Below are 14,626 nucleotides of genomic sequence, written 5' to 3'. Positions count from 1 at the left end.
GCGTATTCAGCGTTCTCTTTCGGTGATGTCACCTGCTGTCAGGACAGTTCGGGGTCGGGAAACCGCGCAACAAATCGACGGTTTGGAGATGGTGTGATTTCGAGTCGAACTTCCCGAACCAACGTGTAATACCGTCTGCGTCCGTCTTTATACGACTCCAGTAAGCCCGCGTCAGTGAGGACATCGAGATGATGCGTCGCGGTTTTCCCGTCCATTCCGACCTCTTCCATCAACTCGGAAACGTACATATCGCGCCGAGAGAGCAATCGGAGCAGCTCGAGTCGGGGCTTCGATCCGAGTACGTCGAGCGAGTCCATATAGAGATAATATTCCAACGAAATTTTATCTGTTACGGACCGCACGTCTCGAATGTACTATGCCTGAAGTCCCTGCCGAAGAAGAGGAAGTACCGTCGATAGAAACAGTCACAGACGGCTACTTCGAGGAAGAATACTACATCGGCGCTGAGGATGCTGGCGACTTCTTGATCAAACTCGGAGAGCAGTTCAAAGAGGAGGACGAGATCACCATTACCGGCGACGACTGGGAGCTGCCGTTCGCGTTCGGCGAGCCCGTCAAGCTGGATATCGAATTCGAAGGCAACGGCGAGCCGGAACTGGAGATCGAAGTCGAACTCTCCGGACGTGTCGAAGACGAGACCCCGGATCTCGCATAGACGCGGCACAAACCATCCTGTACCGTTATAGCAACAGCGCGAGTAGGGCCACGTATGCAATCTCGTGTTCCTACTCTTGTGAGAGAGGAGACTACCGATTCTGACGATTCAGACGACGAATCCACGCCCGAGGAGTCTGTCTCCGCTGATGACTCCTCAGACGACGAGAAATCACTCGATGAAATCATTGACACCTACGCAGAGTGAGCCCCTGATATGGTCGATACACACCGATTCCCGTCGGAAAGCACCTCGCAACTCCAGGAAGCAATAGATACGATTGTCCAAGCATTCAGTCATCCGGAAACGATCTCCGTCACCTATACGTTCGAAGACGGACAGAAACGGACGATGATCGAGGTGCCAACTGGTGATGGCGCTACCACCTACGAGCTCGTCTACAACGGACAGGACGACGACGCAGAACCAGAGCTCAAATCGGTCGACGAAGATGACCAGTCACCGAAACCGTCGAAGTAACCGCCCAATCGACGGGAATACTCGCTCCCCTCTGAATGCCTCGATTGTCCCGCGTATTGCCTCAATTTCAGGGTCAGCAGCCGAAATCGACCCCTCCTGTACCCGCTGTGAGAACATCTCGATGAACGACTGTGCGCCCGCCACTGCATCGTCGACTGTGTCGTATTCATCGACAGGGTAATCGTGCCGGACATGCGTCGACGTTCGATTGATCGTCGATAACCGGAGTTTGAATCCCTCATCGGCTGTCTTCGACATCACAGAGACAACAAACGTCGTGTCATCTGCCGTTTCGTGTTGATACTCGACGACTGCGGTGCTATGCTGGGCCTCCTCGCGTTTCCTTGTCCACTCTGCTGGAAGGCCAATATCGGTCTCAGTCATCAGTACCACCGCCAAGAACAGATCGACTGTGTCGTCCCCTCGTCGGCTGATAGTCGAACGAGAGACGATCCGGTAATGGCTGGTTGACCCAGAGCACTCCATCGACGAGGGGAGCAATCGCTGCTATCGTCTCTTCATCGTGAGCGGTGTAGTCGATTCCGAGGAGACAGAGGCCCGACTCGGAACGGAGCCCAGTGATTCGCTCGAGGACAGTACTCACACGAGTGGCAGACGACGCCTTGAGGATCGGTGTGAGCGAGCGGATGACGAGGTGATGCGCTCCATTACTCGGTGCCGAACTGTCGGAGAGATCAGAGAGGGCCATGACCAGCCGTTCGAGATCGCCCGGCGAGGGTGTGAAGACGACATGTGACTCGCCATAGAGCGCTGAGACGGATTGTTGCTCTGAAACTGTGTCGACGATGCTGATCGATGGTCGCCCGGTCTCTCCTCCGAGACGGTCATAGACTGCAATCGTTCGATCGGCACTTTCTGTTGTCGTGACGACAAAGGCTGTATCCTCTTCCGTTCCCTGCATACAGAGAATACGGAGACACACAGCGTACTGAGACGGGTCACCGGTGGTCGCGACGAGAACGGTTGAGCCACCGCTGAGGCTGTTTGGGAGCGGATCAACCTGCAAGGCCTCTATTTCGACAGTACTATCAGAGTTTCCGTCCATCAGTCAGCTGTCACCACGAGGCTGCGGATTGTTCGTCGAACCCGTCAGCTGAGACAGCGTCTGTTCAGGGTAGTATCGAGCCTCACATGCCGGGCACTCGGCGATACGGACCTGGCCCTGCCAGCTTGTCGGAACTGGAAGGTCCCGTGCGGGGACCGTCCGTTCGATAAGCTCCGTGCCACAGTCTGCACAGGGGATATCTGTTTCATTCATGGGTGGATACGTGGATCGTGCCCAGTCCCGTCGGGGAGACCCAGGGCCACCGCAGACGGGTGGGCATCCGGCACGGCGCATCTCAGAGCTGTGCTATCGAGGGACGCCCCCGTAGTGGCGGCGAACCGATGGGCGAGCGAAGAAAGGACGGGACGGAGCCCTTAGTACGACGTAAAGTTGCTGTGTGCCGGATAAATAGGTTTCGGACACCCGATTTAAGCGATTGAACGTTCCTATACTAATTTCCAGTGCTCCCGAGCGTGGGACGCACGTCTCTCAATCGAAGCGGAATGTTTCCATATTTTTCGGCGCGTGGGTTCGGATATTGAATTCCTGATACAGGCCAGACGAGAGTTGGTCTGTCGAGGATTCATCGCCGTGAACACAGAGGATTCGCTCTGGACGAGGGTTCATCGTCCGCACGAAGTTCTCGAGGCCGTTCCGGTCGGCGTGACCGGAAAACCCACTGACTGATTCGACGTCGAACCGAAGCGTCAATTGTTCGCTACGGCTCCCGCGGTCACTGAATGGGATCTCGCGACGGCCACTCTGAATGCGCCGTCCGAGCGTGCCCTGGGCCTGGTAGCCGACGAAGATGAGCGTGTTTTTCGGGTTACCCCCAAGCAGTTCCAACCACGACATAATCGGGCCGCCGGTCACCATCCCGGAGGTCGAGAGGATGATACAGGGCTCGCCACCTGCGATATCTTCCCGCATCTCCTGGCCACCGTCGACCTGCTGAAACTGGTCGGCGAGGAACGGGTTCTCGTCCTCGTGGAGAATTCGCTGGCGGAGTCCATCACGGAGGAACTCAGGATAGGCCGTGTGGATCGCCGTCGCCTCGCGAATCATCCCGTCGAGATAGATCGGCATCGTCGGGAGTCGATCCTCACGCATTGCCTCCTCCAAGACGAGCATCAACTCCTGGGATCGACCGACAGCGAACGCTGGAATTACGACTATCCCGTCCTGTTCGTACGTGTCGTTGATCAGCTCGATGAGCTTGCGCTCACTGTCCTCCTGGTCGGTCTGGTAGTCGTTGCGCCGTCCGTAGGTCGACTCCATGATGAGTGACTCGACGCGGGGGAAGTCGTTCGATGCCCCGTTGAACAGCCGAGTATCGGTGTGGTGGACGTCGCCGGAGAAGACGATGTTGTGGAAGCCGTCGCCGACGTGGAAGTGCGCGACTGCACTGCCGAGGATGTGGCCGGCGTTGTGGAACGTGAGTTTGATATCTGGCGCAATGTCGGTGACGTTGCCATAGTCAACCGTAATCGTGTGTTTGAGTTCTTCCCGGACCATCGCGCTCTCGTACGGCGGCGTACGCCCCTCCTTGGCTGCAACGTCCAAATAATCGAGCTGGAGCAGGCCCATCAGATCACGGGTCGCCTGCGTCGTATACACTGGTCCATCGTACCCGTACTTGAATAGGAGCGGGAGTAACGCACTGTGGTCAAGGTGGGCGTGAGTCAGGACAACCGCGTCGAGATCTGGGATGGGGTTCGCCTCGGGTATCTGGAGGTATGGAACCTCGCCTTCCGCACCAGGTTTGTCCCCACAGTCGATGAGAACCCGTGTTTCGGGGGTACTGAGGATGAAACTCGCCCGCCCGACCTCACGACAGCAGCCGAGCGTTGTGACGCGAACCCATTCAGTGTCGTGCATCGGTTCGCGGTGGATTTGGTTCCCCACGCGTTCGAGAATCTCGCGGCGCTCGTCGCGCTCCTGCATCAGGAAGTTCCGGACGTTATCAACCGTCGACGATTCCATCGGCGGTGTTCGGAGAACTTCGGGTGTCCAGCCGACCTCCTGTGTGATTTCACGGAGAGTGCTGGCGCGACGACCGATCACGAGCCCCGGCTTCTCAGCTTCGATGAGTACCTCACCGGTGGCAGGATAGAACTGCAGATTCGTGATGCCGGCATCTTCCGGAATAAGGTCGAGAATGCGGGGCTCGGCATCTGCCGGACTCGCCTGCGTGCCCGCCGCAGGCCGGACCGTGATTCGTTTGCGAACCGTACTGGCGAGTTTCCGGATCAATCCATCCCGCTCGGCAAACTTCCGTGGCGTTTCAGTGTAGATGACGAGTTCTGGACCCTCGTAGGTCACCCGTGAGATATCGAGATCGTCTGGAATCTCAGCCTCTACCTGAGCCTGCATAGTCTCGAGCGGATCGTTCTCGTCGTCAGAACTCATACTTGGGCGAGAGTATGTATTGTGAGCGATGGGCGATACGGCGAATATACCCGTTTCTCGACGGGGATGTCGGCTGATGAGGGAACTCCATGACCATGGATTTTCGAGTAGTGGGAGACATTCACTGATCAGTGCTCTCCGGAATATCCCCGCGATGCTGAGGTGGGGAAGACCGATACAGTATGTTCTCCAGCGTGCGAACGAATGAAATCGTTCGATTGAGACTACCCGAGGGCCAATATAAACCTTTTCCGACGCATCGTTCCGGGCTCAGATCGGCTGTTAGTGAGTAGAAATCCCAACGACTAAGCGATTCAATGATGAAGTAGAATTCGTCATAACCCTCGCGAGCCGCGAAAATATACCGGGATTCGGGAACATCGCCCGATGAGGCCACCGCGGCTGAGGGCGTGTATCGCCGCTCGCGGCAGTCAGCGACCCTGCCGCTGAACCGTGGGCCCCACGCAAGGCATACGTGGGAACAACTAACCTGGAGGTCGTTCCGGGATCTGCTCCCCGGAATGGACCTGCTTCTGCTCTTTCGCCATCTTATTTCCTGGCGCAACCCGCATTATCGTCCACAATTCCCCAATTTCATATACGTAGTCGGAGAACTCCGCGATGGAATGTCTGACCTAATCGTCAAAGCAGCCGTGAAGGATGCACTCTCGGACAACAACGTCTCGGCAGATTTCTACGACACTCTCAACGAGGAGGTCGCCGAACTGCTCGACGACGCCGCAGAGCGTGCCGAGGCCAACGACCGAAAGACGGTTCAGCCCCGCGATCTGTAGGCCTGCTTAGCGTAGCCGCCCCCGTCACTCGAACGTAGCTTTTTGAGGCATCCGTCTTTAGTTAAGACTCACACCTCGGTTGAGTAGCGGTAGCGAGTGTCTCTTGTAAGATTGGTCGTTGCTTGTGGATCTTCTGAGCGTCTTCGATCAACCGTTCTAGAAGTGGTGGCGGTGAGTAGCCGAGATATTCACCGAGTTCGTGGAGGATAAGCTGGGCGTGCGACCGAAAGGTCGCCGCCCAGCGCTCCGTCGGAAACACGATCCCATCACCCGCTTGCTCGGTCACCAGATCCAACAGATCACGGCTTACAAGCAGCGATAGCAACGCTGCGTACAGTAGGATCTTTACCACGTGTTCGTCACTCGTGTCGAACTCATCCAGTTCGTACTGCGTCTTCAACTCACGGAACAGCAACTCAACCTCCCACCGACATCGGTAGATCTGCGCTAAATCCGCCGGGAAGAACTCTTTTCTCACCAAATTCGTCATGTACAGATGGTAGTCGTCGGCGTCCTCGTCGCGGACGCCGACGACGCGAAACCGCTTCGTATCCAGCGACCGCGTCCCGTTGTACGGTCCTCGTTTGAACTCTACTTCGACCTCTACATCGATGTACTTCCGGTCGAGATCGTCGAGAACAGCTCGGAGCTGCTTCCTCTAAGGGAATGGCGCGGCCGCGCCATTCCCGTAATTCGTCCGTAATAACCGGGTTTGCGTTCTGTTTTAGCCTGCTCACGAAGTAACCGCCGTTCTCGTCGATCCGCGCAAACCGGCGGTACTTGAAATACGCAAGATCGAACAACACGAGGCGGTTCTCAAGCCACGGCCCTGTCTTGAACAGCGTGCTATCGTGTGCTTTCTCGTCAGTCACGTCGATTCGTTCAATCGTCTGGTCGGTGGCATTGTGGAGCAGGTGGAGCTTCGCTCCAGCCTGCTCCTCGTGGCAGGCTTCGTACTCGTTGGAAAGGAACTCGTGCAACCGCAGCACCGTTCCATCGGCGATCATCACATCTCTAAATCGGTCGATATCAGCGTCAACAGCGTCGGGAACAGCGACCTCGTCGAGACCGTGCTCGACGAGGTCGCAGAGGTACTCTGCGAGTATCGGAGTCAACCGCTGATAGAACCCACCCGGTGAGATTGTCTTGTCGGCAGTAGAGTTGTAGCAGCGTCTAAAACTGGCGAGTGTTCGGCTTTCGCCTGCGGCGAAGCCGAACACAAATGCCCAGACGAAGGCAGGAATCTGGAGTTTGCGGTCACGTTTGACCACGCCGAGTTCCTCGGCGTGCTCTTCAAGAAACTCAGAGGGAAACAATGTAGTGAGCCGACGCATAATCCGAGACGAGGAGGTTTCGTTGTGCACACTCGACACCTCCTCATTCCTTGCGAAAAGTAGTCTCGATAAGCCGCTGCTGTCACGCGGTTTCCCGCTTAACTAAAGACGGATGGCTTTTTGAGGTTCCTGCTCAGAAGTTAGGAAACGGAGATGGCGGACGCACCGGATACCGAACGGCAGGCGGTCGAACCTGATGCGAGAGAGGTCCTTAGCGTGTCCCAGCTAAACGACCGGATCGCGTCGGTCGTCCAGGACACGCCTGCCCTCAACGGTGTCCGGTGTATTGGCGAAGTCACTGATCTCCACCAGAACAGTACGGCGCTCTACTTCACGCTCACCGACGGCGACGCCGAGCTCCCCTGTATGATCTGGGCAAACCGCTACCGGGAGATGGACGCCGATCTCGAGGACGGGACCGAGGTCATCCTCGAAGGCGATATCGACTACTGGGTCGAAGGTGGGAAAATCGACCTCAAACCGTGGGAAGTAATCGTCGTCGGCGACGGCGACCAGGCCGCTGCCGTGGAGCGACTGCGGAGCGAACTCGAAGAGCGTGGCTGGTTCGATGACGAACAGAAACAGCAACCGCCGGCGTTCCCGGAGCGGGTCGGCGTCGTCACGTCCCTCCGAGGGGACGCCCGGTACGACATTCAGAACGCGATCCACGGGCAGGACCCCACCGTCGACATCCTGGTGAAGGACGCAACCGTCCAAGGGTCGAACGCGCCGACGTCCATCGCGAACGGCATCCATCATCTCGACCGTTCCGAGGACGTCGACGCGATCATCGTCGGCCGTGGCGGTGGGAGCGATTCGAACCTCCAAGCCTTCAACACCGAGCGGGTCGCGGAGGCGATCTTCACCGCCAATACCCCTGTGGTCACCGCTATCGGACACACCGATGACCGACTCATCGCGGATCAGGTGGCGGACGTTGCGACGATCACGCCGACCGCCGCCGGCGAGTATATCGTGAACTCCCGCCAAGAGTTCCTTGCGAGTGAGATCGAGCCGCTGGAGCAACAGCTCGACGCCGCATACGAGACCTTCCAGCAGGACCACGAACACGAACAGGAGCTCGCCGAAGTAGTCGATGAAGCGACTGCACCCGAAGGCCTCCCACCGATTTACTACAAGGTCGCGATCGCTGTGCTGCTGTTGCTGTTGCTGGTCATCACCGGGCTTTGGCTGGGGGTGATCTAACCGTGGCTAAAGACGCCGAAATCCACGATCGGGTGAGTCGCGTCGAGGAGATCATTGAGCAGCTCGACGCAGATGAGTGCGACCTCGACGAAGGTACAGCACTTCACGAGGAGGGTCAGGAACTCCTGACCGAGGTTCGAGAGGTCCTCGACGAGGGAAGCGGCGAAGTTGTGGAGCTCGAGTAAGTGAGCTGATTCTCACCCTCGCTCTTATGCAAAGCTACGGAAAGACCGTATCATTACACTGAACCGGCGCTAATCTGGTGATATGGCTTCTGCTCAGCCGGCGTTCGGCGCGATGTTTCGAGAGCTGATCGAGCTGGGCGTCGTCAAGATCGACACGGAGCCGCTCGATGCCCGCATCGAGCGGCGACTCAAGGATTTCTGGGAGGAGACGTCCTGTCCACGCTGCGGCCACACCGCCGTTCAAACGTGGCCGCATCTCGACCGTGTCTGGTGCCGTGACTGCAACTTCAAGCCGGTGTACACCTACGGAACGCCGTTTCACGAGAAGCACCTCTCTTGCGGCGAGGTGCTTCTCGCGTTCACCCTCTACGCCGATACGTTGCTCAGTATCAACCAGATCGCGCCGTTGCTCGATCGGGTCTACACTACCGTTCACACGGCAATTCGGGAGGTGGAAGCCGCGATCCATCGCGGCTTCCCCGTCGTCTGGCGTCTCCTCGACCAGACCATCGACGGACCGACCCAAGTCGACGAGTCTGGGGAGGTCTGTTCGGGCTACAAAGGGAAAGAGCCGCCGCGGAACAGCCGTTCTCGCGGCGGCTCGTCCCAAACTGGGCGGTCGCGCTGGCGAGGCCGTCACGGTGACCAGCTGACGCTCGTCGCGGCGTGCCGCGACTCGCTTCGCGTGCTCCGTGGACAGCGTGGGATTGACTACAGCGGCGACCTGGAACCAGTGATCCAACTGGCTGAAGACCTCTCCCAGCCACTGGGAGAGGTCTGGACCGATGGCCTCCAAGCATACCGCGAGATGGAGCGTGACCACCGAACGGTCGTACACAAAGAGCGGTACGTATCGCCAGAAGGCGTCCATATTAACCAAGCTGAATGCCTGTTTTCGCTCGTCCAGCCGTGGCTACGGAGTTCCGCGGCCTGTCCAAGCAAGGCTTGGAACAGGCCGCTCACACCTTCGGCATCGTGCGCTCACTGACTCTAGCAGGTGCATCCACCGAGTCAATCGTTGACTGTCTCATTATCGGGGCTTTCCGCAATTCTACATAAGAGCGCTCACCCTTAACCAACAGACTTCTTCCTCCTGCGCCTTCGTTGGTTAAGTCCTTTCCTACGAGGTCAACAAGTGATTTGGTTATAATTTATCCGATAAACTTGCACCACTTGGTAGCCAGAAAGCATTTAGGTATCATCCAACTACCGCGCCAATATGTACCGTGACTCAACCGGTGCATACCCATACCCGCATGTATGATTACGAGGTCAGTCACCATCGAAGACATCGATGACCTGTACCTGATGTGGAACGACCACATCAACGCCTCCGCCCTCTATCGCCGCGCCCTCCGCGAGGAAATGGAAGTCCGCGGTGTTGACCCCGATGAACTCCGCGACCTCCTCGAACGGGCCGCGAGCAGGGCTACACGCTCGACGAGATCGCAGAGGACACCAACCGATTCGACGACCTCCAGTCGCTCGTCGAAGAGCAACAGAGCCAGCCACCAGCTGGAGACGCCACAGATGATTGACTCGCTATGTCACAGGACCAGACTCCCTCCGACCCTGAGCCTGCGTCGAAAACCAATCACCGCTGACCGGGAAGATCCCCCGGCAGGCAGCGCTCACTGTCGTCCTCCTGAGCCTGTTCGCTGTCCAGCCGGTCGCCGCCCAGAGTAACGCGGTCTGTAGCGCAGACAACCTCCCGAGCATGATTGAGGGGTTCTTCCAGCTGACCACCGCGCTGGGGATCGTCGGCCTCGCCATCGTTTGGCAGGCTGACTCCCTCATCGAGATGTTCACCCTCAATCCCGAGCAGAAGAAGGGGCTCAAGCGCCACAAGCGCTCGGCGATGAAGTCCGCCGTCGTCCTCGTCGTCCTCGGCCCGCTGTACACCGTCGCCGGGTCGATGATGGGCCTCCCGCTGGCGCAGTGCGTCGACCTCGTCCCCTGGTAACCACTCCGCAGTCCCCGCGAGCCCTATGAACCATCGAGAGCTCTCCGTGCTCATGGCCGGCTTGCTCGCGACGAGCCTAGTCACGGGTATCGTCGCCGCTGACCCGCCACGACCAGGTACGGAGGGGAACGGACTCACGGAAAATGAGTCGGCAACGCTGTGGTCACGTGATGCGGACAACTACATCACTCAAGAGGAGTACCGCCAGCGCTACGGCGAGAACCGCTCTGCCGTTCATCAGGTCGCGAACGGGACGGACATTACGTTCAAACGACCGCCGGCGACTGCGACGACGTGGACGCGGAACGACTTCGAGGACCTCGACGCCGGCGGCCCAGATACGTCCGTGCATCCACCGCACGCGGACCTCGAGGACGGCGTCTTCATCGAGGATGCTCACGCGACGATCTTCGCCGTCCAGCCCTCTACTCGTGGCCACCTCGAGTCCGGTGAAACCCCACTCTACATCGCGCCGAATGGGACGATGCGCGGGTTCGTTGATTACCGCGTTCGTGTGCCCAACGGGAGTTCCTCCGGCAACACGACTATCTCGTGGTCGCTCACGGAGCACGAGATCGAAGAAGTCCGGTTGAAGAAGGACGGCGAGATCATCGCCGAGCGTGATGGGGCCCATATGCCTGCCCTCGACTACCAGATCGAGGACGACTGGAGTGCGAATCTCACGCTGGAAGCGGAGATTAGCGTCCGGCTGAAGAAGACCGTCAGGACCGACCTGGGTGACCGGACGGACGTCGACATCACCTATCGGACGGAATCACGCAACGTCTCCGATTCGATCGCCGTCGAGATTTACGACCTCTCGGCGTACCCCTACTACGCCGAGTATCCGAACGGCGATGCCGGCGTGGCCATCTTCCAGTCGCGGCCGTGGCAGGGGTACACGCTCACGGAGGACGGTGAGGCACGGGTCCGTGGCATCTGGCGGTTCTACACCGCTCGGAACACCAACTGGGACACGCTCGTCCGGTCGAATCGCACGGATAGCGCCACCGTCGAGTCAGACGCGATTCCGGTGTACGTCCACGCCTATCCCTCGCGGATCGGGCCGCGTGCCGAGCCGGTTCGAGACGGACCGGAACTCATCGAGACCTGGGGGACTGACCGCCCGTCACCAGTCGGCACCATCGGTGAGAACATCAATATCGACATCGTCAACCAGTCGTACACGACGACGTACGGCGTCGCCGTTCGAGCCGAGAACGTCGATCCAGAGTCGCTGCACGTTGCGGGCATCGTCCGGGGCGTGAATGCGTCAATCGTCGAGCCGAATGCCGGCTCCGAGCGACAGCTCCGCCGCAGCAATCTCACTGTTGAGGTCATCCAGCAGAATCAGTCGCAAGCCACGCTCAGGGTCGAACTCCGGGATAATCAGTCCGGCGCACCGATCGGGCTCGATGATAGCCGTCAGTATCCAATCGGCGGCACCACCCGAAACGGGTACATCACGGTCGCGGATCAGCGCGTCGAGACCAACGCCTCGGGAGTGGCCATCGTGACCATCGACGAACCGGGCATCTACACGGCTCGGTACCATCCGGGCTCGTGGCTCGGTCACAACCCGGCGTACGTCAGCGATACCGCGACGGCCCGCTGGCACCTCTGGGACGATCGACGGCTGGTTTGCGCTGGTGTTCGAGGTCGGCTGGCAGCTCCTGCCGTTCTTCGTGATGTTCTACGCTGGCAAGCGCCTCCTGCGGATGCTCGGCCCAGAAGACATCTTCGGACAGAAACCATGACTCAGGACAATCCCCACTTCAGTAGACGGACCGCCCTCCGAACAGTCGCCGGCGCCGCTCTCGTGAGCGTGGCCGGATGCCTCAACAACGACGATTCCCCGGATGGCGGGAACCCAACACCGTCTGATGAAAGGGGAATCATCCAGCAAGTCACCGTAGAGGAGACAGAACTCGTCGTTGAATACTCCTCAGAGGAGGAGTCGACCAGATCAACCTTGTCCAGCCGAATGGGGAGCTGTTCGGTCAACGAGAAACCGCTGCTGGGTCACAACAGGTCTCTTTCGAGATCGGAACTTCCTATGAGCCTGGCATACGTTCTAGCTTAAAACCAGTAGTAATAACGAGTGGAAAACCGATAGACTGCACAGGGATTGACCGTTTGACACAGCAATCTCACCGGCGATCGGCAGTCGAGAAGCCACGAGCGGATCAACGAGTTGATTCGATTGATTACAGAACAGCTAATAACACAGTTAGAAAACCGTGCACTTGGTGCACGCCATTCTAAAGATGTTAAAGAGTACCCTTTCGTCGCCGGATAATGAGTTCACGCACTTGTTCAACGTGATCAGTGTCAGACCGGATGTAGGCTGTGAGGATTGCTTCGATGATCTCGGAGCGGCTGGCTCCGAGATCTTCGCACTCGTACACCAGTTCATCGATCTCTCGGGCGATATCTTTTGCAACCGCAACGCCGAACTTCTCTTTTGCCATCTATGAAACACAATTAAAACACCGTGCACCAAGTGCACGGCGATCTACTTCCGTTAACACGAATCCCGACGTGAGTCCACTCAGAACGCCGACTACCGTACTGCTTCTGAGAGAGGTGAATGGAGCAGGAGTCTAGGATACCCGTGCTGTACAGCGATTTACAATCATATATTACTGCCAGTATTAAACTAGAACGGATGAATGATGATCCAAACATGAGACATGATCATACTATATATCTTATACTTCCTGTCACACATCAACAAACCAGTCGATTCTCTATCCAACACATGCACCCCATTATTCTTCTGTATATGTAAGCAGCCAGAACGACGGGTAGGACACCGCCACCCACAGCTGTAAGCACCAAATCTACGTGTAAATTCACTCTATACACGTAATCCGGTCTAAGAACCCAAAATAGATGTAAACTTTCTCCAGACAACGTGTAAGAGTGACAGTTATCAAATATGTGATGGCAGGCACTATATATTCTTCCAACTAATCGTTGTATAGAAGTCTTTTATTCGTGGAGAAAGTACAGTATATAATTATGGTTGCAGATACACTTGCAGACCACAGTACGTTGTTCAACCACCGGCGATGTTCCCTTACACGGGCCTCTCTCGTCCAAGATATCCAGGCCGGGCAATATCCGACAGTCCGAAAACGATTGCAGCGAGCGTATCAGAATTGCTTTGGACTCAATTCGATGGACTGGGAATTCCTCCAGTCACTCGCGGCTGTCCGGAACGCTATGACGACGAGGACAATCTTGACACGTGAGGATGATAGAGGGGAGAACTCTCTCTTCACCGACCTTTTCAAAGGCCACGCGCCGATTCGGGATTTCTACGACGGGAACATCGATGCTCTGTTCGAAGCAGGCCTTCTTCGTCAACCCAGAATCTGTGGCGAGAAACGAACTCGCATCATCTACAAGCCCTACTATGTCCTGACACCGGAAGCGACCGACTGTATCGACGCTGGGTTAGTCGGACCGAACGTCGGCGACCTCGGTGAGAGTGTTGTCCACGCCATCGGAGCGCGGCTCTACGGCCACTACATGCGACAGCGTCTATCGAATCTGACCAAGTATCACGTGATGATCGAGTACTACGATGATTTGCTGCTTGATAACCACGATGTCGACGTGGCGGTATTCATCCGGCCAGCCAATCGAACAAATGGGAGGGAACTCCACGCTGTCGGCGAAGTGAAGACAGTGCTAAGTGCCGATAGCGAGGCGATAAATGCGCTGCACAAGATGGGGGCGCTACAGAAGCCCCAGTGCAAGCACTGGATTGCCCCACGGAGAGAACTTATCAACGAGATCGTCAACGTAGCTGCGCTTCGAGGCTGGTATTCGTTGGATAGAGTCCCGACAACGCTGGCCCTCGAGAATGCTCAGAGCTCCGGTATCCGGTCGACGAACGAGCGAATTGAGGACAGCGAGTTCCTCGCCGACCAACATGGTGGGCCGCTGACGACACCACTGACGAAAGGATTCAGCTATACCATGCTATATCGGGAGTTGAAACGGATGGAACCGTCGCTGTTCGATGCTCCGCGGGTCACAAAGACCCAGTTTTGAGGTGTGGGGGTAGCCGCTCGCTGTAGCGGTCGCCACACTCGCATGGATGAGTAACAGGGATTGGGACTCTCGTTACTGTTTTTCTGTCAGCGCATCTGTGAGGATGCTGTAGACGCGACGAAGCTCGCTGAATCTCGGTCCTTCGTCGACGAGTTTCTGATTATCATCGTAGGAGACGATTTGGGCTTCGGCAAGACGCGGGAGATGGACCTGACACAGCGCGATATAGACCCGTTTCCGCTGTTGGCTGCCAAGCTCTGTTGGTGGACAGTTGTACTCGATGGCAGCGACTTCCTCAGCAAGGGTCGAAACGGAGATGGGTCCTTTTTCGACGTTTTCAAGGACGTCCATGACGGCTTGCCGACGTTCGGGTTTGAGCAGGTCGAATACCTCTGATGGGTCGAAATCCGGTTGCTTGTCTTTCGAAGAGTGGCCTTGGTGGCTGGTT

At 57.4% G+C, this 14,626-nt stretch carries 12 protein-coding genes and 6 pseudogenes; 11 read left to right on the top strand and 7 right to left on the bottom strand.

The window, feature by feature from the left end:
- Window positions 1–38: 38 nt before the first annotated feature.
- Entirely contained in the window at window positions 39–317 is a 279-nt protein-coding gene (locus ACFQH2_RS19230) for a helix-turn-helix domain-containing protein (protein ID WP_377050943.1), read from the bottom strand.
- 59 nt (window positions 318–376) lie between these two features.
- On the opposite strand from ACFQH2_RS19230, the gene ACFQH2_RS19225 reads away from it, so the two are divergent.
- Both ACFQH2_RS19225 and ACFQH2_RS19220 read left to right on the top strand, forming a co-directional pair.
- Window positions 377–676, top strand: a complete 300-nt coding sequence (locus ACFQH2_RS19225) for an amphi-Trp domain-containing protein (RefSeq protein WP_336331019.1) — start codon at window positions 377–379, stop codon at window positions 674–676.
- Window positions 677–892: 216 nt separating this feature from the next.
- Complete coding sequence (locus ACFQH2_RS19220) at window positions 893–1,156, top strand: hypothetical protein (protein ID WP_336331021.1); 264 nt, start codon at window positions 893–895, stop codon at window positions 1,154–1,156.
- Here ACFQH2_RS19220 and ACFQH2_RS19215 read toward each other — a convergent pair.
- The 3 genes from ACFQH2_RS19215 to ACFQH2_RS19205 form a co-directional block, all read right to left on the bottom strand.
- The gene (locus ACFQH2_RS19215) at window positions 1,136–1,540 is read right to left on the bottom strand and encodes a hypothetical protein (protein ID WP_377050947.1); all 405 of its coding nucleotides are present in this window, start codon (window positions 1,538–1,540) and stop codon (window positions 1,136–1,138) included. The genes ACFQH2_RS19220 and ACFQH2_RS19215 overlap by 21 nt on opposite strands.
- Window positions 1,533–2,222, bottom strand: coding sequence for a DUF7504 family protein (locus ACFQH2_RS19210; RefSeq protein WP_377050949.1), 690 nt, complete (start codon window positions 2,220–2,222; stop codon window positions 1,533–1,535). Before ACFQH2_RS19210 ends, ACFQH2_RS19215 begins: the two co-directional genes overlap by 8 nt.
- A gap of 489 nt (window positions 2,223–2,711) precedes the next feature.
- Window positions 2,712–4,631, bottom strand: coding sequence for a beta-CASP ribonuclease aCPSF1 (locus tag ACFQH2_RS19205; protein ID WP_336331024.1), 1,920 nt, complete (start codon window positions 4,629–4,631; stop codon window positions 2,712–2,714).
- Between the two features lie 626 nt (window positions 4,632–5,257).
- Between ACFQH2_RS19205 and ACFQH2_RS19200 the strand changes: the two genes are divergently transcribed.
- Window positions 5,258–5,425, top strand: a complete 168-nt coding sequence (locus ACFQH2_RS19200) for a DUF1931 domain-containing protein (RefSeq protein ID WP_135822921.1) — start codon at window positions 5,258–5,260, stop codon at window positions 5,423–5,425.
- Window positions 5,426–5,486: 61 nt separating this feature from the next.
- On the opposite strand, the pseudogene ACFQH2_RS19195 reads toward ACFQH2_RS19200, so the two are convergent.
- Window positions 5,487–6,759, bottom strand: a pseudogene (locus ACFQH2_RS19195) (IS4 family transposase).
- Between the two features lie 153 nt (window positions 6,760–6,912).
- On the opposite strand from ACFQH2_RS19195, the gene xseA reads away from it, so the two are divergent.
- The 7 genes and pseudogenes from xseA to ACFQH2_RS19160 form a co-directional block, all read left to right on the top strand.
- Window positions 6,913–7,965 carry an exodeoxyribonuclease VII large subunit gene (xseA, locus tag ACFQH2_RS19190; protein WP_377050956.1) on the top strand — a complete coding sequence of 351 codons (1,053 nt, stop codon included), beginning with the start codon at window positions 6,913–6,915 and terminating at the stop codon, window positions 7,963–7,965.
- Window positions 7,966–7,967: 2 nt separating this feature from the next.
- Complete coding sequence (gene xseB / locus ACFQH2_RS19185) at window positions 7,968–8,150, top strand: exodeoxyribonuclease VII small subunit (RefSeq protein ID WP_377050958.1); 183 nt, start codon at window positions 7,968–7,970, stop codon at window positions 8,148–8,150.
- 82 nt (window positions 8,151–8,232) lie between these two features.
- A pseudogene (locus tag ACFQH2_RS19180) lies at window positions 8,233–9,209 on the top strand (IS1595 family transposase).
- 201 nt (window positions 9,210–9,410) lie between these two features.
- Window positions 9,411–9,688 (top strand): annotated as a pseudogene (locus tag ACFQH2_RS19175) (hypothetical protein).
- A 6-nt stretch (window positions 9,689–9,694) separates the two neighbouring features.
- Window positions 9,695–10,113 (top strand): annotated as a pseudogene (locus ACFQH2_RS19170) (hypothetical protein).
- Window positions 10,114–10,138: 25 nt separating this feature from the next.
- A pseudogene (locus ACFQH2_RS19165) lies at window positions 10,139–11,870 on the top strand (hypothetical protein).
- A pseudogene (locus tag ACFQH2_RS19160) lies at window positions 11,867–12,180 on the top strand (hypothetical protein); the annotation flags it as partial. The pseudogenes ACFQH2_RS19165 and ACFQH2_RS19160, both read left to right, overlap by 4 nt.
- 203 nt (window positions 12,181–12,383) lie before the next feature.
- Here the strand turns inward: ACFQH2_RS19160 and ACFQH2_RS19155 are convergent.
- Complete coding sequence (locus ACFQH2_RS19155; RefSeq protein ID WP_377050967.1) at window positions 12,384–12,584, bottom strand: hypothetical protein; 201 nt, start codon at window positions 12,582–12,584, stop codon at window positions 12,384–12,386.
- Window positions 12,585–13,296: 712 nt separating this feature from the next.
- Between ACFQH2_RS19155 and ACFQH2_RS19150 the strand changes: the two genes are divergently transcribed.
- Entirely contained in the window at window positions 13,297–14,178 is an 882-nt protein-coding gene (locus tag ACFQH2_RS19150; protein ID WP_377050969.1) for a hypothetical protein, read from the top strand.
- A 72-nt stretch (window positions 14,179–14,250) separates the two neighbouring features.
- Here ACFQH2_RS19150 and ACFQH2_RS19145 read toward each other — a convergent pair whose 3' ends face one another.
- A complete protein-coding gene (locus tag ACFQH2_RS19145) occupies window positions 14,251–14,529 on the bottom strand; it encodes a DUF7344 domain-containing protein (RefSeq protein WP_377077167.1) in 279 nt (92 codons plus the stop codon).
- Window positions 14,530–14,626: the final 97 nt, after the last annotated feature.

It is taken from the genome of Natronoarchaeum sp. GCM10025703 (genome assembly GCF_042661985.1).
GTDB lineage: Archaea > Halobacteriota > Halobacteria > Halobacteriales > Natronoarchaeaceae > Natranaeroarchaeum.
The sequence above is the reverse complement of the archived record's forward strand: the minus strand, read 5'-3'. Positions and strand labels throughout refer to the sequence as shown.

Excerpts from the sequence above, each read along its gene's own strand:
- ACFQH2_RS19230 (WP_377050943.1), bottom strand. The coding sequence starts at position 317 with ATGGACTCGCTCGACGTACTCGGATCGAAGCCCCGACTCGAGCTGCTC.
- ACFQH2_RS19225 (WP_336331019.1), top strand. The coding sequence starts at position 377 with ATGCCTGAAGTCCCTGCCGAAGAAGAGGAAGTACCGTCGATAGAAACA.
- ACFQH2_RS19220 (WP_336331021.1), top strand. The coding sequence starts at position 893 with ATGGTCGATACACACCGATTCCCGTCGGAAAGCACCTCGCAACTCCAG.
- ACFQH2_RS19215 (WP_377050947.1), bottom strand. The coding sequence starts at position 1,540 with ATGACTGAGACCGATATTGGCCTTCCAGCAGAGTGGACAAGGAAACGC.
- ACFQH2_RS19210 (WP_377050949.1), bottom strand. The coding sequence starts at position 2,222 with ATGGACGGAAACTCTGATAGTACTGTCGAAATAGAGGCCTTGCAGGTT.
- ACFQH2_RS19205 (WP_336331024.1), bottom strand. The coding sequence starts at position 4,631 with ATGAGTTCTGACGACGAGAACGATCCGCTCGAGACTATGCAGGCTCAG.
- ACFQH2_RS19200 (WP_135822921.1), top strand. The coding sequence starts at position 5,258 with ATGTCTGACCTAATCGTCAAAGCAGCCGTGAAGGATGCACTCTCGGAC.
- xseA (WP_377050956.1), top strand. The coding sequence starts at position 6,913 with ATGGCGGACGCACCGGATACCGAACGGCAGGCGGTCGAACCTGATGCG.
- ACFQH2_RS19155 (WP_377050967.1), bottom strand. The coding sequence starts at position 12,584 with ATGGCAAAAGAGAAGTTCGGCGTTGCGGTTGCAAAAGATATCGCCCGA.
- ACFQH2_RS19150 (WP_377050969.1), top strand. The coding sequence starts at position 13,297 with ATGGACTGGGAATTCCTCCAGTCACTCGCGGCTGTCCGGAACGCTATG.
- ACFQH2_RS19145 (WP_377077167.1), bottom strand. The coding sequence starts at position 14,529 with ATGGACGTCCTTGAAAACGTCGAAAAAGGACCCATCTCCGTTTCGACC.